The organism is Novosphingobium sp. PY1 (assembly GCF_017312445.1).
Taxonomy (GTDB): domain Bacteria; phylum Pseudomonadota; class Alphaproteobacteria; order Sphingomonadales; family Sphingomonadaceae; genus Novosphingobium.
In genome coordinates, this window is the sequence record NZ_BLTI01000007.1 from 80,900 (window position 1) to 104,028 (window position 23,129).

Consider the following 23,129-nt stretch of genomic DNA (forward strand, 5'->3'; position numbering starts at 1 on the left):
GTCAGAACCTATTGATATGAGAGGATCGATGTTATTCAGGCTCTTTGAGGAGACTGGATCTGAATGATTTGTTCTGGCTGACGAACGAACAGATGGCGCGGCATGAGCCGTATTTTCCGAGGAGCCACGGTAAGCCCCGAGTTGATGATCGCTGGGTTTTGAGCGGGATCATCTTCGTGAACCGCAACGGGCTGCGCTGGCGCGATGCACCGAAGGTCTATGGACCGCACAAGACGCTCTACAATCGGTGGAAGCGGTGGGGTGACAAGGGCATCTTTCTGAGGATGATGGAAGGTCTGGTCACGCCCCAGGCTTGCAAACGCAAGACGATAATGATCGACGCGACCTATTTGAAGGCGCACCGCACGGCATTGAGCCTGGCGGTATGCTGACTGGTTCCGCGATGCCTTGCAGGAGAAGTGGATCACGCCCTGCATTCCGGGCCGAAAATCCCGGAACAAGGCCGTCCAATACGACAAACGCCAGTATAAACGCCGAAACCGCATCGAGATCCTGCTGGCCAGCTTCGACCGAGCCTACAACCAGCGACGACAACGCGTGCTCGAAGGCAAGTCACCTCACCAGAAGGTAGAAGAGCGGATCAAACTTATCCCCTCGCTGGCCAATTTTCATTACAAGGTGAAGGAACCGGAGGACCTGAAGGCCAAGGTCGACGACGTCCTATATTATGCCAATGATGTATCGCGACCAGTCAGGTAGTTCGGTAAAATTCTTCGAAGAGGCAACAGGAGGGACAAATCCTCAGTTCGTTTGACATCGCGCGTTGCACGGCATCGAGAACCTCTTCTCGAACGGCAAGATGAGGAATTGAGGATGCTGAAACGAGGTCTGACATCAGAGCCAAGAACTGCCACAGGTAGCCGGACCACCCAAGCGCACTAATGATACTATGCATTATCAATAGTACGTAATTCGTCGTTCTTGAGTCGAGATTACCCGCCAAGGTTGCATTGACTTTCGTGTTCGAAAGCGCACTCTCTGGATGGAGGTGTGTCATGAAAGGATCGCAAATCTGGGATGTAGACCGCATAATTGCCGCGAAGGTCTTGTCGGAACTGGGCGTCGAGGCGTCCAGGGATAAAATCGAGGCCGTCGCTCGGCACGCGGCGACGCATCGGGAAGATTCCGCCTACTGGGCCGCCAAGCGCGTTCAGACTGCCAACCTCGAGCGATTGGCTGAGCAACTCCGGAGCGACTACCGGGAACACCAATCGGTCTGGTACGATGGCTTCCGCGCAGCGGAGGCTTGCATTGCAACGACGACTGCGGACGAGGCCTTGCAGATGGCTTCCACGCCTCCGCAGTCGATCGCAGGGATTATCCGTTCACGGATCAGACTGTCCAAGGCCGAAAATCGGCAGAATAGCTCGCCTACCTGATCGGTATCAGGCCCTCGGGCTGTTCCACAGGTCGCCGACAGCCCCCGCAACGATAGCCATGTGCGCGTCCCAGGACGGATTGTGCCAATGCTGCAAGCGCACCATCTGGGCACCGTAGCGCGGTCCCTCCTGCGCATAATCCATGACCGCTGCCCCCCACCCCGGTCCGTCCAGCGGGTCTAGGAACTCCGGGATCTCACCACCTACTTCGCGCAGCGCTGCCAGATCGCTGCAGATTGCGGGCGTGCCTACGGAAAGTGCCTCGGCCACCGGCATGCCGTAGCCTTCCGCGAAGGAGGGCATGACCAGCGCCCGGGCGCCGCGCAGAAGGGCGGAGAGGCGTGTGTCGGGGCAGTTGTTGATCTCTTCGACGTGGCCTTTCAGCGCGGGGCAGCGTTCCAGCAGGTCCACCACCTGTTCGTTCTCCCAGCCCCGGCGGCCGACGATCACCAGGCGCGGCACTTGGGCTGCCGGCAGCGTCTCGGCGAGGTGGCGCCAGAGGTGCAGGAGGAGCAGGTGGTTCTTGCGCGGTTCGATCGTGCCCAGGCACAGGAAGTAGGGCCTCCCGTCCGGAAATGACTCCGGCGCGGCAGGGGCGAGGCGTTCCGTTCCGAGCAGGGCTACGTGAACCGGCGGCGGGGCCATGCCGTTCCCCTCGGCTTCGATCCAGCGGGTCAGCGATGCGCCCGTGGCTGCCGAGTTGACGATGACCGCGTCGGCCAGCTCCGCTACCGTCCGCATGCGGCGGCGATGCTGCTCTGCGCCTGCGGGGCGCGCATATTCGGGAAACTCGATCGGGATCAGGTCATGCACCATGACCATGAAGCGCGCCTGCTCGCGCCGGAGGATTGCGCGTACCTTGCCGGTATTGATCAGGTGGTGCGGCGAGACCTGCACGTACACGGCGCCGGGGGCACTGCCTACGCCCTTGCCCGTCGGCAGCAGCCGGGCCAGCCACGGCAGTACCGAAGGCAGCGAGCGCTGGCGCGGATTGTCGTCCTGGTGCGACCAGCGCTGCTCCAGCTCGTCGAGATAGGCGAGCGCGGCCGAGCGCCGGAGGCGGCCGTAAATGCCAGCGGGATGAACTGCGGCAAAGGCAAGGTCCTCGACATATAGCCCGAGCAACCCGCGGGCGTAGGCCATCTCCACGCGGTCGACGCCCGAGGGCGTGGAGTAGCGCACGCGCGAGATCAGGCGCGATATATCGAGAATCACCTGCGTCACGGCTCCCTCACCCTACCGAATGGCGGCCATGAGCCGCCCTTGTAGGCGGCGCAAGGGCTCGATCCACCCTTGGCGGTTCGGCGCGTGCTTGTGCACGATGCGATCGACCAGCACTTCGGGCGGGCACGGCAGGCCGGTGACCGGATCGAGGTAGCGCGGGTAGAGCAGCAGGACGCCGGCCACCAGTGCATCCAGCGACAGCGGCCGGCCGCGGCGTGCGGGGATTGCGCCCAGGTCGCGGGTCAGGCCCCATCCGGAATAGAAGGGCGTGCCGTGGCAGGTCACCTCGCGCCCGCGCATCAACGCCTCGAAGCCGGTCAGCGACGTGAGGACGTGGACCGCGTCGACCGCGTCAAGAAGCGGGGCCATGCCGCCTTCGCGCACGATGCGGTCGGCATGGCGCAAGGCTTCGGCATCGGCGACGGCGCCCACCCGGTGCCCGGCATCGACATCTGGATGCGGGCGCCACCAGATCTCGGCCTCGGGCTCCAGTGCGCGCACGCGGCGCAGCAGTTCGAGGTTGGAATGCAGCCCCCCGCCGCCTGCGAGCACCGACATGTCGTCTTCCACCTGGCCGGGCACCAGGACTACGCGGCGGCCCGTCTCGCGCGGGGGCAATGCGCTTTCCGATCCGGCGGCGTACTTGCTGATACCGGCCGAGACGATGGTCTCGCGCAGGGTCCTCGCCCGGTCGATCAGCTCAGGCGGGAACGCGCTTGTGGCAAGGATCGCCTCGAGGTCGCTGGGGGCGGTCGGGTCGAAGTGGATCCCGCGCCGGTCGACCACCACCGAAAGCGGCGGGACCAGATTGCTGCCCAATCCGACCGACCGCACGAAGCCGTCCTCCACGCGCACCAGCGGCACCTTGTCCTTGCGGGCCTGCGCGAGCAGCCCGGGGGAGATGCGCGAAGGCCAGATCGCTACTGCACCGCTTTGCCTGCGGGCAATGGCGAGCGCCCGGCGCGAGCGTGAGACGAGCTTGAGCTTCTGGCCCGGGGCCCAGAGGAACCGGCGTATTTCCTCGCGCTTCCACCAGGCCATGCCGCAGGCCGCGACAATGCCGCGGTTGCCTTCGAGCACCCGCCGCCATTCGGCGAGAAGATCGATGGTCGCACCGAGGGTGGCCGCGGTGTCGTGGAAGGGATCGCGGTAGTGCGCGGCTGCGATGGCCTTGGCCGCGCGGCGCCGCAGCGTGGCGGCATCCTCACCGGGAGCGCCGAAAGTGCCCGGCGACAGAACCTGCACCGGGACACCGGCAATGGCCGCGAGCGCGGTCCATTCATCGTCGCCATGCGCCTTGAGCAGGCCGGTGCCATCGAGCGCGGACCAGGGGTCGACTTCGGACCGGAAGCTGCCGCCTTCGCGGCGGGTCAGGGCTGCAAGCGCATGGTCCAGCGCTTTCAGCCCGTTGCCGAGCCAAAGCGCGGACCTGCGCTGCTCCGGATCGAGAGCCGCCAGCAATTCGGCAATCTCGGCCGGGTCCCTCGGGCGCAGGACCATGCTCGCCGGAGCGGCGATCTCGGCAGGTGGCGACCAGAAGCTGCCGCCGACACGTGCTGCGCGAATGCGCGAGAGGAGAGCATCGGCCTCGGCCTCGGGAAGCGCCTGCACCGCGCCGACTTGCGCGACAGAGGCGTCTGCGTCCGGGAATGGCGGGGCGCGCAACAGCGGCAGCGAAGGGGTCACGGGCGCAGGCCCCAGGACTCGAGCATCAGCCCGCCCCCGTCACTGCGCCGGATCACTCCGTAGCCGCCGGTAGGCAGTTTCAGACTGTCGAGCCGGTCCATGGCCGCAGCCAGCGCCGGATCGGCCATCAATGCAAAACGGGCCGCGCCATTGCTGGTGACGAGCAGCGCCGGGCCTTGCGCATCCCGCTTCGCGAAGAGATCGCGCCAGCCCTGCAGCCGCATTTCGGCGTCGACCTGCCAGTCGGGCGGCGGTGCGGCATGGCGTTCCCAGGCGGTGAGTGCTTCGATGCCGATGCGCGCCAGCACGGCTTCCTCGCTCCGGTCTTCATCGGGGCCGTGATCGATTTCGCGCAGCCACGCACAGGGCTCGGCCTTCGCAGCGCCATGCTGCGCATCGAGGATGATCTGCGCCGTTTCGCGTGTGCGCAGGAGCGGCGAGACCAAGGCGCGCGCAAACACCCATCCCTGCGCTGCAAAAAGCGCGGCCAGCGCCCGGGCCTGCTCGCGTCCCTTCTCGGTCAACGGCAGGTCAGTGCGCGCACCGATCCGGCGCGGGGTCTCCCCGGCAGCGAAAGTGTTGCCATGGCGGACGATCACGAACATCACGCAAGGCGCCTACCCGACGCGGCGGCGGGCGCAAAGAGCGATCATTCGCAAAGGGTTGGTTCCTGGGGATAGGGGTCGCCGAGCCGGGCTATCGCGGCTTCGGCCTGGGCCAGGTCTTCAGGGGTATCGATACCGGAAAGGGCGTGCTGCGGCATCTCCACTTCGACCGTAGCGATTGTCCGCCCCCCTTCGAGGAAGCGCAATTGCTCAAGGCCCTCAAGTTGCTCGCAAGGCGTCGGCCCGCTGCGGGCGAACCATTCGAGCGCAGCCATGCGATAGCCGTAAAGTCCCAGATGCTGCCAGACCGGGGAGTGCGGCCCTGCCTCGCGCAGCTTCGCTTCGTTGCGGATTGCGGGAATGATGGTCTTTGAAAACCACAGGGCATTGCCGCTGGCATCGCGCACGCAAGTCGTGCCGCTGAACGGGGCCGTCTGCTTGTGCGCGCGCAACCGATCCAGGCGATCCCAGTCCAGACGATAGACGGGCGTGGCAACATCGGCGCTACCCGCGCGCAAGGTCTCGATCAGGCCGGCCACGACGCCCGGCGGAATGAACGGCGCATCGCCCTGCAGATTGACGACGAGGCCAGGCACCCGGTCCATCGCGCTGGCCGCGACAAAGGCGCGCGCGGAACCGGAATCGAGCGAAGCGGGCGTCATGACGGCACGAACCGCAAGGTCGCGTGCGTGTTCGGCGATGCGCTGGTCATCGGTCGCAACCACGACTGTGCAATTCCCGGCCTGCGCCGCTGCGCCGCGAGCGACGGCGACGACCCGTTCAAGCAGGGTGCGACCGGCTATCGGGAGCAGCGGCTTGCCCGGCAGCCGGGTGGAGCCATAACGCGCCGGAATGACGATGAGATCGGCAGCGTCCGGATCTGCGCTATCGGCCATGGATTGAAAATCGCGGGGCGTCGGCCCGGCTTCAGGCAATGCCGACACCCACGATGTCATGCATGTGGACGACCCCTATGAGCTTCCCGGCCTCGACAACGAACAGCACCGAGACGGAATTGTCGTTCATGATGCGAAGCGCTTCGGGCAGCAGGACATTGCCGGGGACGGTTACCGGATCGGTGGACATGTGATTGCCGATGGTATCCGACAGGTTGTTGACGACGATGCAGCGGCGCAGGTCGCCATCGGTAAAGACGCCGACCAGCATGTCGTTCTCGTCGACCACTGCCGTGCAGCCGTAGCGTTTGCGGCTCATTTCCAGCGTCGCGTTGACCAGCGTCGCATTGCGATGAACCCGCGGGATGGCATCGCCGATGCCCATGATTTCCGTCACGGTGGCAAGCTGTGCGCCAAGACGGCCCCCGGGATGGAAGACGCGGAAATCCGAAGGTGTGAAACCGCGCGCCTCGATCAGGGCCACGGCCAGGGCGTCGCCCAGGACAAGCTGCAGCGTGGTCGATGACGTGGGCGCCAGTTCGTTCGGGCAGGCTTCGCGCACGACAGGCAGCTGCAGGCAGATATCGGCGGCGCGGCCCGCGGTGCTGTCGGGGTGCGCGGTCGCGACGATCAGTTCCACGCCGTAGTGCCGGCAATAGTGGAAGATGTCGTTCAGTTCCTTGGTCTCGCCCGACCAGGTGATGGCCAGCACAACGTCGTCGCGGCCGATGACGCCGAGGTCGCCGTGGCTGGCTTCACCGGGGTGAAGGAACAGGGCGGAGGTTCCCGTGGAGCGCATGGTCGCGGCGATCTTGCGCGCGATGTGACCGCTCTTGCCCATGCCCGTAACGACGATGCGGCCGCGGGTATTGGCAAAGGCATTGATCGCCTTTTCAACGGCATCGCTGAGACCCGGACTTTGCAGCGCAGCACGCAAGGTCGTGAGCGCCTGCATCTCGATATCCAGAGTCTTGAGCGCAGATGCAGCATAGCGCGTCTGCAAAGCTTCGATTTTCATAATGCCCCTAAAAAACCGCCGCTTTTGAATGTAGCTACCGCAGCAAACTTTACTTAAAGTTAATCTTGCACACGACGCCTATTCGAGGACGCAGCATATTTGAAGCCGCTGGGGATTGCCAGCGCAATCAAACCGGGCCAAGGGTCATGGGCGAGATTAACACCGCAATGCAGCATAGCTGCCCAGATAGCTCCGATCTAGATGTTTCAGATATTTAAGGTGCGATGCGATGCTTTTGTGCAACCGTGAGATTGGGACGAACCGCCCTTTATTCGCGATAGCCGGACCCTGCGTTATCGAAAGTGAGGCGCTGGCACTTTCCGTGGCCGAGCATCTTGCTGATGTGGCACGCAAACTCGGCCTGCTGCTCATTTTCAAAAGCTCGTTCGACAAGGCCAATCGCAGTTCCGACCGCTCCTTCCGCGGGCTTGGCATGGACGAGGGCCTGCGCATCCTGGAAAAAGTGCGCAGCGAAACCGGCCTTCCCGTGCTGACCGACGTGCATGAACCGGCGCAGGTCGCGCCTGTGGCCGAAGTGGTCGACGTGTTGCAGACCCCCGCGTTCCTTGCGCGCCAGACCGATTTCATCGCGGCCGTTGCCCGGTCGGGCAAGCCGGTCAACATCAAGAAGGCCCAGTTCATGGCGCCCGCCGACATGCAGCAGGTCGTCGCCAAGGCGCGCAATGCCGCTGCCGCCGCCGATCTCGAGCCGGACAACTTCATGCTTTGCGAACGCGGCACCTCGTTCGGTTACAACACTCTCGTCAGCGACATGCGCGGGCTTTCGATCATGGCCGACACCGGTTGCCCGGTCGTGTTCGACGCGACGCATTCGGTGCAGCAGCCGGGCGGCTTGGGCGAACGCTCGGGCGGCCAGCGCGAATTCGTGCCCCTGCTGGCCCGCGCCGCTGTCGCCGCGGGTGTCGCGGGCCTGTTCATGGAAACCCATCCGGACCCGGACAAGGCGCTTTCGGACGGCCCCAATGCCCTGCCCCTCGCCGACTTTGCGCCCCTGCTGCAAAAGCTCCAGGCCATCGATTCGGTCACCAAGGACCTTTGACCGGGTAAGCAGCTGCCGGCGAAGCAATCCTAAGTCACGCGGCTAACAGCGGACCGGGCCAGGCAGCACGCCTCAACCCGCGACGCGCCCGCCGGCCTTCTCGATCGCCTTGCGGATGTCCTGCACGAAGCGGGAATGACGCACGCCGAACAGGAAAAGGTTCTGTATCAGGTTGCCGCGCCAGCGACAGGGCCGCTTGATCTGGATGAGCAGGACATAGCGGTCTTCCCCGGTCTCGTTCCAGACTTCGTGGTTGAACATGTCGTCGAACAGGAAGGACTGCCCGTCCTGCCAGTTGAGGACATGGACGGCTTCGCCTTCCTCCAGGTGCATGCGGCACTTGTCCCATTCCCGCGGGGCGCGCAGCGTGAGATGGTAGGTCAGCATGCCCTTGGTCATGCCCCAGTGCCGGGGAATGTGGCCTCCCGCCTCCAGCACCGAGAAGTTCGCCGTGACGAGGCCGGGCACCTTGTCAAGCAAGGCCGCGGTGACCGGCGCACGGGCCGCATTGGCCTCCATGCGGTAGCCATAGCCCTTGAGGAAGAACGCGCGCCAGCGCTTGTCGGCGGCAATGCGGCCGTGATCGAACGAGATGTCGCCAAGGGAGGGAATATCCTCTGCGCGGATCCGCAATGCCTCGTCGCGAATGTCCTGCCAGCGCGCCTCAAGCCGCGGAATCCAGGCAAAGAAGCTCTTGTCCTGAACTGCACTGTCGGGGATCCGGGAATCGCGCATGATCACACCGTCGATCTTGGGGCGCAGTTCTTTGCCGATCTGGAACAGTGACTTGTTGATGAAGGGGACTTTCCACCCGCGTGACTTGAGTGTTTCGTTCCAGTTCAAGAACCGGCTCCATTTTGATGATCATGTTTCAATAGTGGGCCTATACCCGTCCGCGCGGAATTTTCCATGACCGCAATCGCCTTGTCCAGAGCGATCGGGACGCAGGACTGTCCGGATGGGCTTGCCATCACCCCTCGCTTGGCGGCAAGGGGGAGCGATGCGCAGCAATGAGATGGACCGGGCATGACGGTCCGGGCCAAGGCAAAGACGATCCTGCTCTCCCCTGTATGGGCGCTGCAGTTGCTGACGTCCGCCAAGAGCTTCCTCGACAATCCGCTGATCGGTTCGAACCGGCTGAACCGCTGGGGCCTGCACCGCTCCCGGGTGCGCCTTGCCGATGCGCTGTGCCGCTGGCGCCGCCGCCGCCTTGCCGGAAGGCTGCGTCCCGACTGGCGCGAGGCGTTTGAGCGCGACGGTTTCGTCGTCGTGCACGATGTCGTCCCGCCTGCCGAATTCCCTGCCCTGCGCGCGGCCCTTCTCGCTTATGAAGGCCCCGCGCGCGAGATGCGCCAGGGCGATGCGATCACCCGCCGCATGGCGATCGACCCGCAGATGCTTTCAGCCATTCCGGCCTTGCGGGCCTTGCTGGCGCGCAAGGATCTGCTTGCGCTCTTCCACTACGTGGCCGGTTTCCGCACGACACCGCTGCACTACATCCAGACGATCGTCAGCCATTGCGGCGGCAACGAACCCGATCCGCAGGAGTCCGTCCACGCGGACAGCTTCCACGCATCGATGAAGGCGTGGCTGTTCCTCAATCCCGTTTCGGTCGAGGAAGGCCCCTTCACTTACGTGCGCGGCTCACACCGCTTCGACGAGGCCCGGCTTGCCTGGGAAAAGCGACGCAGCCTGCGCGACGCCAAGGCGATCGACCGACTTTCGGCGCGCGGCTCGCCGCGTGTGACGCCTCAGGACCTCGAAGACATGGGCCTGGGTCAGGCCGAACCGCTCGCCCTGCCCGCCAATACGCTGGTAGTGGCCGATACCGGCGGCTTCCACGCCCGCGGGAAAGCGGAAAGCAGCGGCGAACGCGTGGAGATCTGGTCCTACGCCCGCCGCAATCCCTTCCTGCCCTGGCTCGGCGGCGACCTGCTCAGCCTGCCCGGCATCGCGGAACGGCGCATTGGCTGGCTATGGTCCTTCCGGGACCGCTTCGAAGCCCGCATCGGCCAGCCCTGGAAACCCGCCGGTCATCGCCGTCCGACTGATGCGGGGGCATGAGCGCAGGACTAGGGTCTCGACATGCCTTGTTGGTCGTCTCCGACATAGGCCAAAGCTATGGGAAACGGTAATTTCCTTATTTCCCCTGCAAATTCCTGACGTCTATTCACACCGTCACTGAAAGCAGGGAAAAGGAAAACCATGGCAATGCACCTGAACCGCAGGGTCTTCATCGGATCGACCGGCGCGTTCTTGGCTGCGGTGGCAAGCGGCGGGCTTGCAACTGCTGCCGGAAAGCGTGCCATTGCCCGTGTCATCATCGACAACGACTTTGCCGGCGATCCGGACGGCCTGTTTCAGCTGGCACATCATTTGCTCAGTCCTTCGGCCACGATCCCGCTGGTCGTCTCCTCGCATTTGCCCGTGAAATTTGGCGGCCCGGCTTCAGCCACAGCCGGTGCGGCCAAGGCGCAGGAACTGATGGAGGTGATGAACCTTGCCCAGCGGCCGCCGATCCTCGTCGGGGCAGAGCTGCCAATTGCATCGCGCTCCGACTGGAAGCCCAGCCCGGCGAGCGCTGCCATAGTGCGTGAGGCGATGCGCGAGGACGCTGACGAACCGTTGTTCTACGCTGCAGGGGCCAGCCTGACCGAACTCGCCCTTGCCTGGCTCGCCGAACCGAAGATCGGCCGGCGCCTCAAACTCGTCTGGATCGGCGGGCGCGAACATCCCGGTTTTGCCTATCCGCCCCCCGGACCCGACGAAGCGGAATTCAATTTCTCTGTGGACGCCCTGGCCGCCCGGATCGTCTTCAACGAATCCGACATCGAGATCTGGCAAGTGCCCCGCGACGTCTATCGCCAGGTGCTGTTCTCTCTCGCAGAGCTGAACGAACTGGCCGCTGTCAGCCCACTGGTCGGCCATCTCAAGCGGGAGCTCGATAACATGGCGGATGCGCTGGCGAAGATTCCGGGCTTCCCCACGCCCCCTTCCAGCGAGGTATATGTGCTGGGTGACAGCCCGCTGGTGACGCTGACCGCGTTGATGACCCCTATCCAGCCCGATCCGGCATCGAGCCGTTATATCCTCAAGCCCACCCCGCGCCTCGCTGTAGACGGTCACTATGAGGAGAACCCGGGCGGAAGGCCGATGCGGGTCTACAGAACCGTCGATTCCGCTCTCACGATCCGGGACATGGTGGCCAAGTTCAAAGCCATGGGACCCACCGTCTAGGCATCAGTCGCTCTTCCGCCTTCGCCCCATCACCAACGCCAGCGAACAGGTCGAGAGGATCGGCCCGATCCAGTCGGCGAACTGGTCTGCCTTGGGCCAGACGCGGCCATCGAAGGCGCCCCACCAGGGCATGTTGGCGCGCAGGCCGTGGCCGAACTGCTCGATCCAGCGATACTCGGCCTGGGCCATTTCGCGGCCGAGGAAATAGCCGCAGGCGAGAGCCGCGCCGGCCCACCAGTTGCGCGTAAAAAGGCCGACCACGGCCTGGATCGCCAGGGCCCAGAAGGCATGTTCGATGAGGTTCATTCGATCTCCGCAATCTGTCGGATCGAGGCGGGTTTCGCGATGCCGGTTAATTTCAGTTAAGCATAAATGTCGAGAATCTCATCAGTTTATCGGGAACTTTCAATGCGCTTGCCTGTTTTGCCCGGTGTTTATGACAGAAATGACATCAGGGAAAACTACATGATCAAGACATTCACTTCCACGCTCGCTGCTGCTGCCGTGATGGTCCTGGCCCAGCCAGCCCTTGCGCAGTCGGGCGACGCGGACTCGGCAGTAACCGGCGGCGGCACAACCTTCCGCGGCATTCGCGTTGAGGGCAACGTCGGTGGCGACCGGTTCCAGTCCGAAGGCAACCATGACACCAATTTCGGCTACGGCGCCACGGTCGGCTTCGACGGCACCATGGGCGAGCGTTTCGTGATCGGTGCCGAGGGCAGCTACTGGCGCGCCAATAACTGGGCCGAGAACTGCACCGACCTGCCCGACACCAACAGCATCTGCCACAAGGCTTTCGAGGAATGGGGCGCCGCAGTGCGCGCCGGCTATCTCGCCACGCCTGACCTGCTGATCTTCGGCAAGGCCGGTTACGTCAACGGCGAACAGCGCCGCCGCATCGACGATGCCGACGGCAACCAGCTCGTCTACGACCACTACCGCGCAGACGGCTACCAGGTCGGCGGCGGTGTCGAGTACGATTTCGTCAAGGGCTCGACCCCGATCTACGCCAACGTCCAGTACGTCTTCTCGGACTACCATGGCCACTCGGCCCGCCACCGCGTGATGGGCGGTATCGGCGTGCGCTTCAAGTAAACCGCCACAGGGCTACTCCAGCGATGGCGGCGCGGGCACAGGCTCGCGTCGCCATCTGCTTTATCGGCCATGCCGGACGGGGTGAGTTCCGGTGCAGGTTAGTGGCGTTCCACCCGCTGTGAACACGGCGGGCCCGGCCTCAGATCGGTTCAGACCGGTGCGGCGCAGCCATCTGCGCGTGGATCGGATGCTCCCTCGAAGCGTCCATCGCCATGGACGATGACTGCTCCTGCATCGAGGCGCGGGGGGCTGCAGCAGAGGTGGGTCTGACCATTTCGTTGGGACTGGTTGCAGTTCCACATATTCTGCGTGGCAAACATAGGCAGGCCATCAACATCACGCGGAGACTTTGCCGACACGCTGAGGGAACCGCGGGGCTCCTCTATCCGTTCAGGTAACCATGCCTGGATTCAGGAATATTGCGGCGACGGCCATGGCGCTCGCGCTTGTGGCCTGCGGGCAGAACCAAGACGTGCCAGATCGCTCAGGGCACGCGAGCAGCGATCTGCCCTCTCCGCAATCGACCGCGGAGCCAGATCGCGAAACAACGAGCCGGGCCACCGATCGCAGCGAGAAGCCATCCCCGCCTGCCGGACCGGCACTTAACCCTGAAGCCGAGCGCGGTGAAAGAGGGGCGCGCGACGTTCTTCTCGATTTTGTTCGCGCTGTAGAGCTCGGTCGATATGGCCAAGCCCGGTCCATGCTCAGTCCGCCGGACCGGAAGAAGTGGAGCGAAGCCGAGTTCGCAGCCATTTTCGCGGATCTGGACAACATCACAATCGCCGCACCCAATGGGCAAATGGAGGGCGCCGCAGGATCGAGCTTCTACACCGCTCCCCTGACCGTCACCGGGACCGACAAGAATGGTCGCCCCGTCCGGCTCGAAGGCGAAGCGGTGCTGCGGCGGGTGAACGACGTAGACGGCGCCACCCCGGCACTGCTTCGCTGGCATTTCCAATCCCTGACGCTCGACTGGACGCACTGACAGCGCCGCCCAAGGCGGGCCGGTTACCACGCGAGCGCCGCGTATTCTCAGTTGGCAACTGCGAAGGGCTGCGCCTTTGCCAGCACGATACGGTTACGGCCACTCGCCTTGGCCTGATAAAGCGCAGAGTCGGCAGCCGACAGCAGAATTGGCAGCTCTGTCCCGTCGACGCCCAGTTCTGCCAAACCAATGCTGACGGTGGCACGCACACCGAGACCTGCATCGGGATCCGCCACGGCTTCCGCAAACCGGCTGACCACACCTTGGGCAAGGGCCATCGCCTCGGTGCTGGACCTGCAGGGCAACAACGCAGCGAATTCCTCGCCGCCTATGCGGGCAAGGATGGCGCTATGGCCGACCGCACGCCGCGCGAATCGCGCGAAGAGCTTGAGCACTTCGTCGCCCATGGCATGTCCGAAGCGGTCATTGATCGACTTGAAGTGATCGAGGTCGAACGCAAGCAGAAATACCCTGCCATCCCCCCCCCACGTGTGCAGAAACCGCTCTCCATCCTCGAAGAACCAGCGCCGGTTGCCCAGGTTCGTCAGATAATCGGTGCGCGAAGCCGTCAAGACCTGCTCGTGGGCTTCCTCACGGAACAAGGCCATGAGCGCCATGGGCAGTCCGACGGAATAGAGCACGCCTTCGTACATCGTGACAGTGCTTGCTGCGGTGAGCAGCGGGGCCCCGAAGATCGGCGCAAGCACCGGCAACACGAATGCCCTGCCAGCATAGAAGAGGGTATGGAGCGCCGTGAAGGCGATGACCACGCGCCGCGCTCGCAAAGCCCTGAAGCTGTCGTTACAGCACATTTCCCACATCGTCAGGCCGCTGACCAATGCAATGGGCAAGGCACTGACATAGTTCCATACGGCGTGTTGCCCGCGAGCGCCTGACAGGGTCCACATTAGCCCGACAGCGATAAGGATAGTCAGCGAAATCGCGCGCCGCCTGTGACCGCCAAGGGCTGCAGTGCCCTCGAACACGAGGAGATAGCCCGCCATCATGACCATGTTGGCCACGATCGCGCCCAAGGCACCAGGCAGATGGCCTCGCGCCAAGGCCAAGGCACAACCCACCGCAAGGGTCCCAAAGCCGGCGGCGAGGCAAGTGATTGCCCTGAGATGCTTCGGCCGCGATTGGCCTTCCCAGAACAACATGCCCGCACTGAGCAGCAAGGTTCCGATGGCAAGAAAATAGAGGGTAGAGAGATCGATCCACATGGCAGGCACCGCGGTTTCCCCGCCTCTATCCGCCAATCCGCAAATTTCCTGTTAATGACCTACTCGGAAGCGAACGGGGCCGTCGAAGATCGATTGGCGGAAAACCAAGGCCTACGATGCCGAGCACAAACCTGCTGCTTCGGTTTGCTGAGGATCGCCACGGGCACAATCGGGCCGGTCAGCCACGCCGCAAAACGATGTCGTGCAAGAATCAAATTGTGCTCTTAGCCTCCAGCGCCTGGGCAATCATGGAGGCCAACCTTCTTGCACCCTCGGCAGTTAAATGGCCGTCATCGATCAGGAGCGGCTTACCACCGGGAAGAAAGTCGCATACATCGTTTGTGCGGCAGAAAACGGGCTTTGGATCGATGAAAATAATCCTGTCATCGGCAATCTTGCGCAAACGATCGTTCATCGGTTTGGAATATCGATCGTAGATTGCGGCGCTCATCCTGCCATCAATTCTGGATGACCACATACGCCGAGCCAGAAGATCTTCGGCACCTTGGGCCTGGGTAGCGTAAAAGGTTCCGATCAAGATTACTTTCTTGCCCATCCCTTTCAGAATTTCGACAGTGTCGATTATTCGATCCGTTATCTGGTCCATTCTTTTATCGGCAAACGCGGGATTGTAGTGGTCCGGAACCAGAAAGACCGGCCTGTCCGGTATGTCGAAGGCGTTCAGGAATTGGCCAAAGATGACCACTTCAGTAATCTCGGGATGATCCTCCAGAGCCTTCACTGTGCTTTGATTCGCCCGGATACATTTAGCTCCAAAATTCCGATACTCACGACGGTCATCGACCCGAACCGCCCCTAGAATCGGTGGGCAGGAATGCAGGATGAAGCCGTAGGCAGAGTGATCGTGCAGAACTTCGGCGAATCCGGGCTTCAGGGCATCGGCGTAGGAATCGCCCCACAAGGCAATAGTCGCCGGCATTTGCGCATTTCCGATCCGGCATTCGGGGTCGTTGAGGGTTCGCTCCGGTTCGCGGCATTTTTTGGGCGAGGAAACGTGAACGACCGCTTCGTTAAGTTGGGCAATCTCGGCGGGATATAGCTCCCGCACTACGGTGGGAGATTCCAGCTGCATGAGGCCGGTCCCCGCCACGGCCACTATAGCAAGCGCAGCCGTTCCGAAGCCTATCGTTGTCAATGGCCGTCGGCCCTGCGGCTTGTCGACAGAAGCCAATTGCGCTGGAGGCGTATGAAACCGCCGCTCCACGAACCACCAGGACAGGAAGGCCAAGGCAACCGACAAGGCGATGGCTTGCAATGCCATGGTCGTGGAAAGACCATCGAAGCGCCGATAAAGTAACGAAATGACCGGCCAATGCCAGAGATAGAGCGAATAGGATATCCACCCGATCATGACCACGGGGCGCCAGGAAAGGGCCACGCTCACCGGACTGGAGCGATCCGAGATACCTGCATAAATGATGAGCGCAGTTCCCAGACAAGGAAGCAAGGCAAGCGAACCGGGAAACGGGCTTTGCTCATTGATGATGATGAAGCCCAGGGCAAGAAGCAGTGCGCCTGCAAGCATCGCGATCTTCGCGATATGTCGATGTTCAATCGCCGGCAAAATCCGTGCCGCGACAATCGCGCCGAGCAGTAGCTCCCACGCTCGGGTCGGCGGCAGATAGAAGGCAGCCAGGGCATGGCCATTGGTCAGCGTCACGCTCAGGCAAAGCGAAAAAGCGCACCCTGCAACAAGGAACAGATTAACTTTCCCAAGTTTCCACGCCAGCCAGAGCAGGATAGGAAAGAAGACATAATATTGCTCTTCGATAGCAAGCGACCAGGTGTGCAAGAGTGGGATCAAATGCGCTTCGGGAGTGAAGTACCCGGTCGTCGTCCAGAAATATATGTTGGACGAGAAGGCCGCGGTCGCGATCAAACTTTTCCCGTAATCCGCCAACTCTCTTGGGGTGAACAAGAAAAGTACCAGAATCGAAGTTATGGACAGTACAACAAGAAGAGCCGGCAGGATGCGGCGAATGCGGCGAACATAGAATTCCGCAAGACTGAACTTATTAGCGTTCAAGCCTGCGAGCAGAATGCCAGTGATCAGATACCCCGATATCACATAGAAGACATCGACCCCGATGAACCCACCGGTAAATATATCTGGAAATGCGTGGTTGAGGACAATGGAGGTCACCGCAATGGCTCTCAATCCGTCGATGTCCGGGCGATATGATGTCTTCGAAGATGCAGAACTGGTCTTCGACGATACTCGCATGAAATTCAACCTCGAGAATCCGGCGCCTGCGAAGGCTACGGTATCGCTTGCTTGCGGTCTTCCCAGCAACTGGCCAAATTCATTAACTCGAAAAGGCTTGCGACAAACGGGGGCGTCGAGAATTCGCTGCCCCGGAATTTGAACGCCGGGTCCCAATGGAAGATGCCTGCTTCCAGACCGAATTACCGTGATGCGACTTCTTGCAGCCGACTTGGTCGTTCGCTACGCGCCGCCTGGCCTCACTCGGGCAGGAGCGGCCGCCCCTCGATCCGGGCGATGGCGTGGCGCACCACTTTCTCCAGAGCTTCTTCGGAAAAGAACCCGCCGGGGATCAGGCAGCGCTCGATCAATACCCGGCGGAAGGCCTCGAAGGTCTCGGCATCGGGTGCGACGGGGTCCCGCCAGAATGAGTCGAGGCCACCTTGGTACGTAATCTCGGGGATGTCGTAGACGGCATGACCCAGCGCCACTACCGGCACGCCCATCGCCAGCCCCAGCGTGCCGCTGGTGCTGTTGATCGTGACCATCCCTCGCGCATCGCGGGCAACCGGGACGATATCGCCCCAGCCCAGGTAGTCGACCCGGTCGGCAATGCCGAAGCGGGCGGCCATGTCGGCGGTTTCCTGCTCCCAGTTGCGCACGCCATTGTCGAGCGGGTGCTCCTTGACGACGAGACGCGTGCCGGCCGGCGCATGGGCAGCGAAGGATCCCAGCACCAGCTTGAGGGCATCGGCGATGCCCGCAAAGGGTGAATGCAGGCGGATCTGCGCATCGGAATCGAGCTGCAGCGGGAACAGGAAATAGGGATCGGCGGAGGTCTTCATCCGCTCCAGCAGAGCGGCGGCCTGCGCCTCGCGCTCCTTGCGGCGGCGCAGCTTGCGCCACCAGCCCATGCCTTCGACCGCGGGATGCCAGGGGCGATGGTTGTTCCAGTGCGGGTAATGCCAGCGCGTGAAGACGTCCGCGGCGTTATAGAGCAGGCCCTCGGTCGCACGGCGGCGAAACGAGGACGGCACTTGCGCATGCGGGGGAACGGGAGGCAGCTTTGCCGCGGTCTCGCGGTACCAGGCCGGGTCGCGCGGCAGGCTGGAGTGGCCGTTGACCCCGCCCAGCTCCAGCGTCACCCAGTCGGGGCGGACATAGCCTTCCTCGAAGACGTGAACCGGGATGCCCAGTTCGCGGCAGGCGCGCGTGGCGCCCATGTGATGGTCGCGGCAATCGCCGAAAAGCATGACGTCGGTGATCGCCAGTTCGCCGAGCAGGCGCTCGAACTCGGCCGGCCAGTCCTCCAGCGATCCGCGATAGTCGATCCCGCCGGGCAGGCGCCAGAACAGGCGGTCGCCGCCGTTGAAGTTGACCTTGTACACCCCGTGCCCAGCAGCGATCAGCCCTTGGCCGAGGCGGCGGAAAAGCGGTCCCATCAGTCCCTGCAGGAGCAGGACGTTGCGACGGCGCGATCCCTTGCCGGTCACAAAGACGACGCCGGAATCGCCTTGCGCCCGAGTCACCGCCTCCAGTTTCAAAATCCGCACTCCGCCCTTGATTTTTCAGGAGATCTGATCGTCTGGCCTTGCATCTACCTAAGCATATTGCCCAATGAGTTGATCCATCCGTTAGTCTGCCATGTCTTGATCGACAACCTTTCGATTCAAAGTCATCGATTGTATCGACGCCTAATAATGACACGAACAAGACCCCGCGCTATGAGGCCGCTCCCTGCAGTGGAGCCGAGATGGAAATGACCCGACCTGCATTCCGGCACGGTGCCAGGTAGATCGCATGCTGACTGTTGCCGTGCTGCTGGCCGGCTCCCTCCTCCTTGACGCTGCAGTCCGCCCCCGTCCGGCAAGTGCGGGGGGCATTCCCCTGCGCTGCCTGCCCGGCCTCGTCCTGCAATCGCTCATGGCGTTGGCCCTGTTCGGCCTGTTCCTCGCGCTATGCGGGAATGCCGCTGTCTCCGTGGCCATGGCGCTGGCCATCGTGGCCTTGCTGGCAGTCGCCTCCAACGCCAAGAACGCCATGCTGGGCGAACCGCTGCTGTTCTCCGACCTCGCCCTGATCGGTGCGATCTTTCGCCATCCGCAGTTCTATCTCTCGGCCGTCAGCCTGTGGCAGCGGGTCCTGGCGAGCCTTGGCGGGATGGTCCTGCTTGCCGTCCTTGCGCTGCTGTTCGTGCCCGATCCGTGGATCCACCTGTCAGGACTGGGCATTGCGCTTGGCAGTCTTGCCGCCCTGGCTCTGTTCCTGCGGATCAAGACGCCTTGCGCGCTCACGCCGCATCCCGATGCTCACCTCGACGTGCAGCGCTTCGGGTTGCTGCCGGCGCTGCTGCTCTATTGGCTGCGCTGGCGCGAAAGCAGCGATCCACTGCCGCATCCGCATCCACATGGGGACGCGCCCGGCGCTGCCCTGCGCAAACCGCACGAGGCGGAAGTGGCGGTCATCGTCCAGTGCGAATCCTTCGCCGATCCCGCCGAACTCTTCGGCGATCCGGAACTCGCCCTGCCCGCTCTCGATGCGGCACGCGCCATAGCCTGGCAATCGGGGCGCCTGCACGTAAGCGGCTTTGGCGCCTATACGATGCGCACCGAATATGGCGTGCTGTTCGGCCGCGACGAAGCGGATCTCGGCTTCAGGCGCTACGATCCCTTCCTCACGGCGCTGGGCGAACACAGCTACGCGCTGCCCAACAGGCTGAAGACCGCGGGTTGGCAAAGCCTGTTCCTGCACCCGCACGACATGCGCTTCTACGGGCGCGACCGGATCATGCCCGCGGGGGGCTTTTCCGAGCTGGTCGGCCAGGATCGCTTCGCACCGCCACGTGCGCACGAAGGTCGCTACGTTACCGACGCCGCGATGGCGGACGTTATTGCAGATCTTGCCCGTGACCTCGCGGCGCCCACCCTGCTCTACGCGGTCACCATCGAGAACCACGGCCCCTGGGCGCCCGAGCAGGCGACCGGCCCGGATGCGCTGACCGAAAGCTACTTGCGTCTCGTGCGCAACAGCGATGCCATGCTGCAGCGTTTGCTGCACGACCTGGCAGTGCTGGGCCGGCCCGCCACGCTCGTCTTCTTCGGCGATCACCGCCCCAGCATTCCCGGGGTCACAGCCCCGGGCAGCGCGCGGCACACCCCTTACGTGATCGTCCGCATGGACGCGCAGGGCCAGTTGCTGCGCGGCGCTGCAGAGCCGGTCGACCTGACCCCGGCCGAACTGCATCATACCGTGCTGGCGGCCCTGACTGCCCCCGCTATCGTCCAGGAGGCGTGAGCGAGGACAGCAGCCTGTCACGCAGGAATGCGGGGAGCAGGCGGTCGAACCAGCGCAGAAGGGCGAAGATACCCGGCGTGACGACATGCGCCTGCTTGCGCTCCGCCGCGCGAGCGACGATCGCGGCGGCCTTCTCGGGCGTCAGGATCATCGGCTTGGGCCCGGGCACCTTGCGCCCCGATGCGGTATCGATGAAGCCGGGCGAGACCAGCGTCACGCCCACGCCATAAGGGCGCACCGCCAGGCGCAGGGCATCCGCGAAGCGGGCAAGACCGGCCTTCGTCCCGGCGTAGGCCGCCGCAAAGGGCAGCGCGTGGAACGCTGCCGCCGATCCGATCAGGACGATGCGTCCTTTCCCGCGCCGCGCCATGGCATCGGCCAGCGCCGCGGCCATCGCAGCGGGCGCCACGAAATTGACCTTGCCCAGTCGGATGACAAGCGAGGGGTCCTCCACAAGGGCCCCTTCCGCCCGAATGTCGCCAAGGCCCGAGGCGAAGATGGCGATGTCGATCGCCCCTGCCGCGTCCTCGGCCATCAGCGCGGCCACGGCGGCGTCTTCGGCGCTCAGGTCCAGCGAACGGATGCTCGCCTGCGCTCCCGCCGCGCGGCAAGCCGCCGCCACCGCATCGAGCCGTTCCTTGTCGCGCCCCCACAAGAGCAGCTCGGCACCCGGCTGCGCATAGTGGGCAGCAATCGCACGCCCCAATCCACCCGATGCACCTGTGACAAGAATGCGTCGCATTGGGCGACCGGACGCCCTTTCGGCAGTTTGCGGGGGAAAAGCCACGGCCCTCTCTCTTGTTCGGCAAGCACAGGAATTTAAGGGTTCTTTTCCAAGTTATGCCAGCCTCATTTTTTACATTGCAGATTAATCAAGAATTATGCTGCATGGCAGCATATAGTGTTGACAACGCAGCCCCATTGCTGTCGAGAAAGTCGTCTGATGCGTGATCCTCGAACCAGTCCCCAGCGCGTTCAGCTGTTCGAGAACCGGCAGCTCGAGAAGCTCACTCTCATCTCGCCGCGCGGGTTCGTCCTGGTCTGGAGCATCGCGCTCCCCTTCATTGCATGGATGGGTTGGGGCACGGCAGGCGTAGCCTACGGGGCGCTCCTCTTTGCGCTCGGCCTGCTGGTCTGGTCGCTGTTCGAGTATGCGATGCACCGCTTCCTGTTCCACTGGGATTCCGATGCTGCGCCGATCAGATGGCTGGTCTTTGCAGTCCACGGCAATCACCACACCACCCCAAACGATCCGCTCCGCAACCTGATGCCGCCGCTCGTCAGCCTGCCCATCAGCGCTGCCGTGTGGGCAACCTGCGTGGCCCTGCTCGGCATGGCGGGCACCTGGCTCTTCCTGGGCTTCATTGTCGGCTACGTCGGATACGACGTGGTTCACTACGCCTGCCACCAGTGGCCCATGCGCGGCCGCATCGGCATGGCGATCAAGCGCCACCATATGCGTCACCACCACGTCAACGAAGAAGGAAACTACGCGATCACGGCGATCTTCTGGGACCGCATGTTCGGAAGCAGCGTGCGCGAGATAAAGAAGGCGCAGTAAGCGTAGCTCTGGACCCTGTCGGTCGAATTATCGCCAAGCAGATTCAATGCTGTGGACGGCCATAGTCTACAATCCTGATCACATTCTGCTGCATATTCAGTAACTTACTAGCGAATCCTCCCGGCTGCGGCGCCTTGCAGCATTGCTAACGCGTGGGCATGCTTTTGCCTTTCATTTAGATGCCGGGTTGAACGTCAGTCCAAGTGCATCCTCATCTGCCGTTGCTGCCGCCAGTTCGGCCCTGGCGGCGGCGATCCGGGCGTGCGCCTCGATAAGCTTTACCTGCGCGTTCGTGGCGCTTTCTTCGCGCTGATTGACGAGGAAGAAATCGCTTGACCCAAGTTCGAATCGGCGTCGTTCGGCGTCTGCCAGAGTTTGCGCCAGCGCTCGTTCCTTTTCGCTGATATCGACAAGCTGGCCCGCCGTTTCGACCTCGATACCGATGGAAGCTACTTCGGCTCTTATCTTTTCCGCCAGAAACTGCTGCTTGACGGTTAGCTCATCGATCTTCGCCTGCGCCTCGGCCAACTTGCCCTTGGCCTTGCGGTTCTGCAGCGGGATCTTGAAGGTCACGCCTACGATCATTTCAAGCGGCGTCCGACTGGAACCGCCAAGGCCTTCCGGACCGAAGTCCTTGGCCAACTCGCCGCTCAGATCCAGCCTCGGTCTCATGTCGTTGCGGGCAAGGGCCATCTTGACGGCAGCCTTGTCGATTTCTTCCAGTATGATTGCGAAGTCGGGCCGGCCTTCCAGATTGAAACCAGGGTCGATCCGGATCCCGTTCAGTGCCGTCAGATCGCGTGGCAATCGCGTTTCATCGACGATGATCGGCAGTCCATCCGCATCGCGATAATATAGGGAAAGCTTTACTGCCGCTGCGCGTAAGTCCTGCCTGGCCTCTGCCACGAAGGCCTGCCGCTTGACCAAGTTGGCCTCATTCTCAGTGAGAATTATCGCGGGCTTGGCACCCAGCTTGACCTGGCGTTCGATGCCCGCACTTCGGTTCTGTGCAAGGACCATCAACGCCTGATAGGCCTTGAGCTTCAGCCCGGCCGCCACCCATTTTTGATAGGCGTCGGCCGCGCGCATCTGGACCCCAATGCCGGCGGCTTTGGCTTCGAACCTGGCGATGTCGATATCGTTTGCTGCCAGTCGAAATTCCGACCGGCGCGCATCGATCAGGCGATCGCGAAGCAGGGAATAGAGCGCCCCGACTTTCAGCTCGCCCAGTCGATTGGTATATCCCTTATCCTCATATACCGGGAAATCTCCGCGAGACGCGCGGTACTGTCCATAGACATACCCGCCGTTGTCCATGAGCGGCTGCTCGGCCTTGCCTGCAAATTCGGTGCCGTCGTAGTAGCCAGCCAATCGGCTGCGCGCCTCCACAGCAAAGACAGCGTCGAACGCCCCTTGCGCCGACAGCGCCCTGGCTTCGGCTTGCCGATTGCGCGCAAGCGCCGCGATAATGTCAGGTGCCGAGCGTGCCGATGACCGAAGCACATCCTGCAGCGTCAGGGGCTCGCCGGAATTCGCCGCCGATAATTCCCCTTTGCCATGCTGTGCCCATACCGCCGACGGTGAGACGGCGATCACCAGCGCCATCATGCCGATCAAGATG

The 23,129-nt window shown here is 63.1% G+C and carries 20 protein-coding genes and 1 pseudogene; 9 read left to right on the top strand and 12 right to left on the bottom strand.

Annotated features, from left to right (window positions below; genetic code table 11):
- Positions 1-59: 59 nt before the first annotated feature.
- Positions 60-552: pseudogene (locus J3474_RS10095) on the top strand (transposase); the annotation flags it as partial.
- 464 nt (positions 553-1,016) lie between these two features.
- Positions 1,017-1,400 (top strand): hypothetical protein, encoded by a 384-nt coding sequence (locus J3474_RS10100; RefSeq protein WP_207094066.1) that lies wholly within the window; start codon positions 1,017-1,019, stop codon positions 1,398-1,400.
- A gap of 6 nt (positions 1,401-1,406) precedes the next feature.
- On the opposite strand, the gene J3474_RS10105 is transcribed toward J3474_RS10100, so the two are convergent.
- From J3474_RS10105 to J3474_RS10125, 5 genes are read right to left on the bottom strand one after another with little or no spacing between them, the layout of a single operon-like run.
- Positions 1,407-2,624: a glycosyltransferase family 1 protein gene (locus J3474_RS10105; protein WP_207094067.1), complete on the bottom strand. Its 1,218-nt coding sequence runs from the start codon at positions 2,622-2,624 to the stop codon at positions 1,407-1,409.
- Between the two features lie 12 nt (positions 2,625-2,636).
- Positions 2,637-4,310 carry a beta-3-deoxy-D-manno-oct-2-ulosonic acid transferase gene (locus tag J3474_RS10110; RefSeq protein WP_207094068.1) on the bottom strand — a complete coding sequence of 558 codons (1,674 nt, stop codon included), beginning with the start codon at positions 4,308-4,310 and terminating at the stop codon, positions 2,637-2,639.
- Positions 4,307-4,915 (bottom strand): histidine phosphatase family protein, encoded by a 609-nt coding sequence (locus J3474_RS10115; RefSeq protein WP_207094069.1) that lies wholly within the window; start codon positions 4,913-4,915, stop codon positions 4,307-4,309. Before J3474_RS10115 ends, J3474_RS10110 begins: the two co-directional genes overlap by 4 nt.
- 44 nt (positions 4,916-4,959) lie before the next feature.
- The gene (locus tag J3474_RS10120; RefSeq protein ID WP_207094070.1) at positions 4,960-5,811 is read right to left on the bottom strand and encodes a 3-deoxy-manno-octulosonate cytidylyltransferase; all 852 of its coding nucleotides are present in this window, start codon (positions 5,809-5,811) and stop codon (positions 4,960-4,962) included.
- Between the two features lie 31 nt (positions 5,812-5,842).
- Positions 5,843-6,829: an SIS domain-containing protein gene (locus J3474_RS10125; protein ID WP_207094071.1), complete on the bottom strand. Its 987-nt coding sequence runs from the start codon at positions 6,827-6,829 to the stop codon at positions 5,843-5,845.
- 229 nt (positions 6,830-7,058) lie between these two features.
- Between J3474_RS10125 and kdsA the strand changes: the two genes are divergently transcribed.
- Positions 7,059-7,889 carry a 3-deoxy-8-phosphooctulonate synthase gene (gene kdsA, locus J3474_RS10130; RefSeq protein WP_013837191.1) on the top strand — a complete coding sequence of 277 codons (831 nt, stop codon included), beginning with the start codon at positions 7,059-7,061 and terminating at the stop codon, positions 7,887-7,889.
- Between the two features lie 72 nt (positions 7,890-7,961).
- Here the strand turns inward: kdsA and J3474_RS10135 are convergent, their stop codons facing one another.
- Positions 7,962-8,732 carry an aspartyl/asparaginyl beta-hydroxylase domain-containing protein gene (locus J3474_RS10135; RefSeq protein ID WP_207094072.1) on the bottom strand — a complete coding sequence of 257 codons (771 nt, stop codon included), beginning with the start codon at positions 8,730-8,732 and terminating at the stop codon, positions 7,962-7,964.
- Between the two features lie 183 nt (positions 8,733-8,915).
- Between J3474_RS10135 and J3474_RS10140 the strand changes: the two genes are divergently transcribed.
- Together J3474_RS10140 and J3474_RS10145 are read left to right on the top strand one after the other, a co-directional pair.
- Entirely contained in the window at positions 8,916-9,953 is a 1,038-nt protein-coding gene (locus tag J3474_RS10140) for a phytanoyl-CoA dioxygenase family protein (protein ID WP_207094073.1), read from the top strand.
- A gap of 141 nt (positions 9,954-10,094) precedes the next feature.
- Positions 10,095-11,126, top strand: coding sequence for a nucleoside hydrolase (locus tag J3474_RS10145; protein ID WP_242528326.1), 1,032 nt, complete (start codon positions 10,095-10,097; stop codon positions 11,124-11,126).
- A 3-nt stretch (positions 11,127-11,129) separates the two neighbouring features.
- Here the strand turns inward: J3474_RS10145 and J3474_RS10150 are convergent, their stop codons facing one another.
- The gene (locus J3474_RS10150) at positions 11,130-11,432 is read right to left on the bottom strand and encodes a hypothetical protein (RefSeq protein WP_207094074.1); all 303 of its coding nucleotides are present in this window, start codon (positions 11,430-11,432) and stop codon (positions 11,130-11,132) included.
- Between the two features lie 159 nt (positions 11,433-11,591).
- On the opposite strand from J3474_RS10150, the gene J3474_RS10155 reads away from it, so the two are divergent.
- Together J3474_RS10155 and J3474_RS10160 are read left to right on the top strand one after the other, a co-directional pair.
- Positions 11,592-12,221 (top strand): outer membrane protein, encoded by a 630-nt coding sequence (locus J3474_RS10155; protein WP_207094075.1) that lies wholly within the window; start codon positions 11,592-11,594, stop codon positions 12,219-12,221.
- A 433-nt stretch (positions 12,222-12,654) separates the two neighbouring features.
- Positions 12,655-13,206 carry a hypothetical protein gene (locus J3474_RS10160; RefSeq protein ID WP_207094076.1) on the top strand — a complete coding sequence of 184 codons (552 nt, stop codon included), beginning with the start codon at positions 12,655-12,657 and terminating at the stop codon, positions 13,204-13,206.
- A gap of 47 nt (positions 13,207-13,253) precedes the next feature.
- On the opposite strand, the gene J3474_RS10165 is transcribed toward J3474_RS10160, so the two are convergent.
- The 3 genes from J3474_RS10165 to J3474_RS10175 all read right to left on the bottom strand — a co-directional run bounded on the left by J3474_RS10165 (position 13,254) and on the right by J3474_RS10175 (position 18,095).
- Complete coding sequence (locus J3474_RS10165; RefSeq protein ID WP_207094077.1) at positions 13,254-14,429, bottom strand: diguanylate cyclase; 1,176 nt, start codon at positions 14,427-14,429, stop codon at positions 13,254-13,256.
- A gap of 211 nt (positions 14,430-14,640) precedes the next feature.
- Complete coding sequence (locus J3474_RS10170; protein ID WP_207094270.1) at positions 14,641-16,674, bottom strand: acyltransferase family protein; 2,034 nt, start codon at positions 16,672-16,674, stop codon at positions 14,641-14,643.
- Positions 16,675-16,913: 239 nt separating this feature from the next.
- Positions 16,914-18,095: a capsule biosynthesis protein gene (locus J3474_RS10175; protein ID WP_207094271.1), complete on the bottom strand. Its 1,182-nt coding sequence runs from the start codon at positions 18,093-18,095 to the stop codon at positions 16,914-16,916.
- Between the two features lie 358 nt (positions 18,096-18,453).
- Here J3474_RS10175 and J3474_RS10180 point away from each other — a divergent pair, with 358 nt between their 5' ends.
- Positions 18,454-19,947 (top strand): LTA synthase family protein, encoded by a 1,494-nt coding sequence (locus tag J3474_RS10180; RefSeq protein ID WP_207094078.1) that lies wholly within the window; start codon positions 18,454-18,456, stop codon positions 19,945-19,947.
- Here the strand turns inward: J3474_RS10180 and J3474_RS10185 are convergent.
- The gene (locus tag J3474_RS10185) at positions 19,928-20,689 is read right to left on the bottom strand and encodes an SDR family oxidoreductase (protein WP_207094079.1); all 762 of its coding nucleotides are present in this window, start codon (positions 20,687-20,689) and stop codon (positions 19,928-19,930) included. The two genes, J3474_RS10180 and J3474_RS10185, sit on opposite strands and share 20 nt — an antisense overlap.
- Positions 20,690-20,890: 201 nt before the next feature.
- Between J3474_RS10185 and J3474_RS10190 the strand changes: the two genes are divergently transcribed.
- Entirely contained in the window at positions 20,891-21,508 is a 618-nt protein-coding gene (locus tag J3474_RS10190; RefSeq protein ID WP_207094080.1) for a sterol desaturase family protein, read from the top strand.
- A gap of 171 nt (positions 21,509-21,679) precedes the next feature.
- On the opposite strand, the gene J3474_RS10195 is transcribed toward J3474_RS10190, so the two are convergent.
- On the bottom strand, positions 21,680-23,113 hold the full coding sequence (locus J3474_RS10195; RefSeq protein ID WP_207094081.1) for a TolC family protein: 1,434 nt from the start codon (positions 23,111-23,113) through the stop codon (positions 21,680-21,682).
- Between the last annotated feature and the right edge of the window lie 16 nt (positions 23,114-23,129).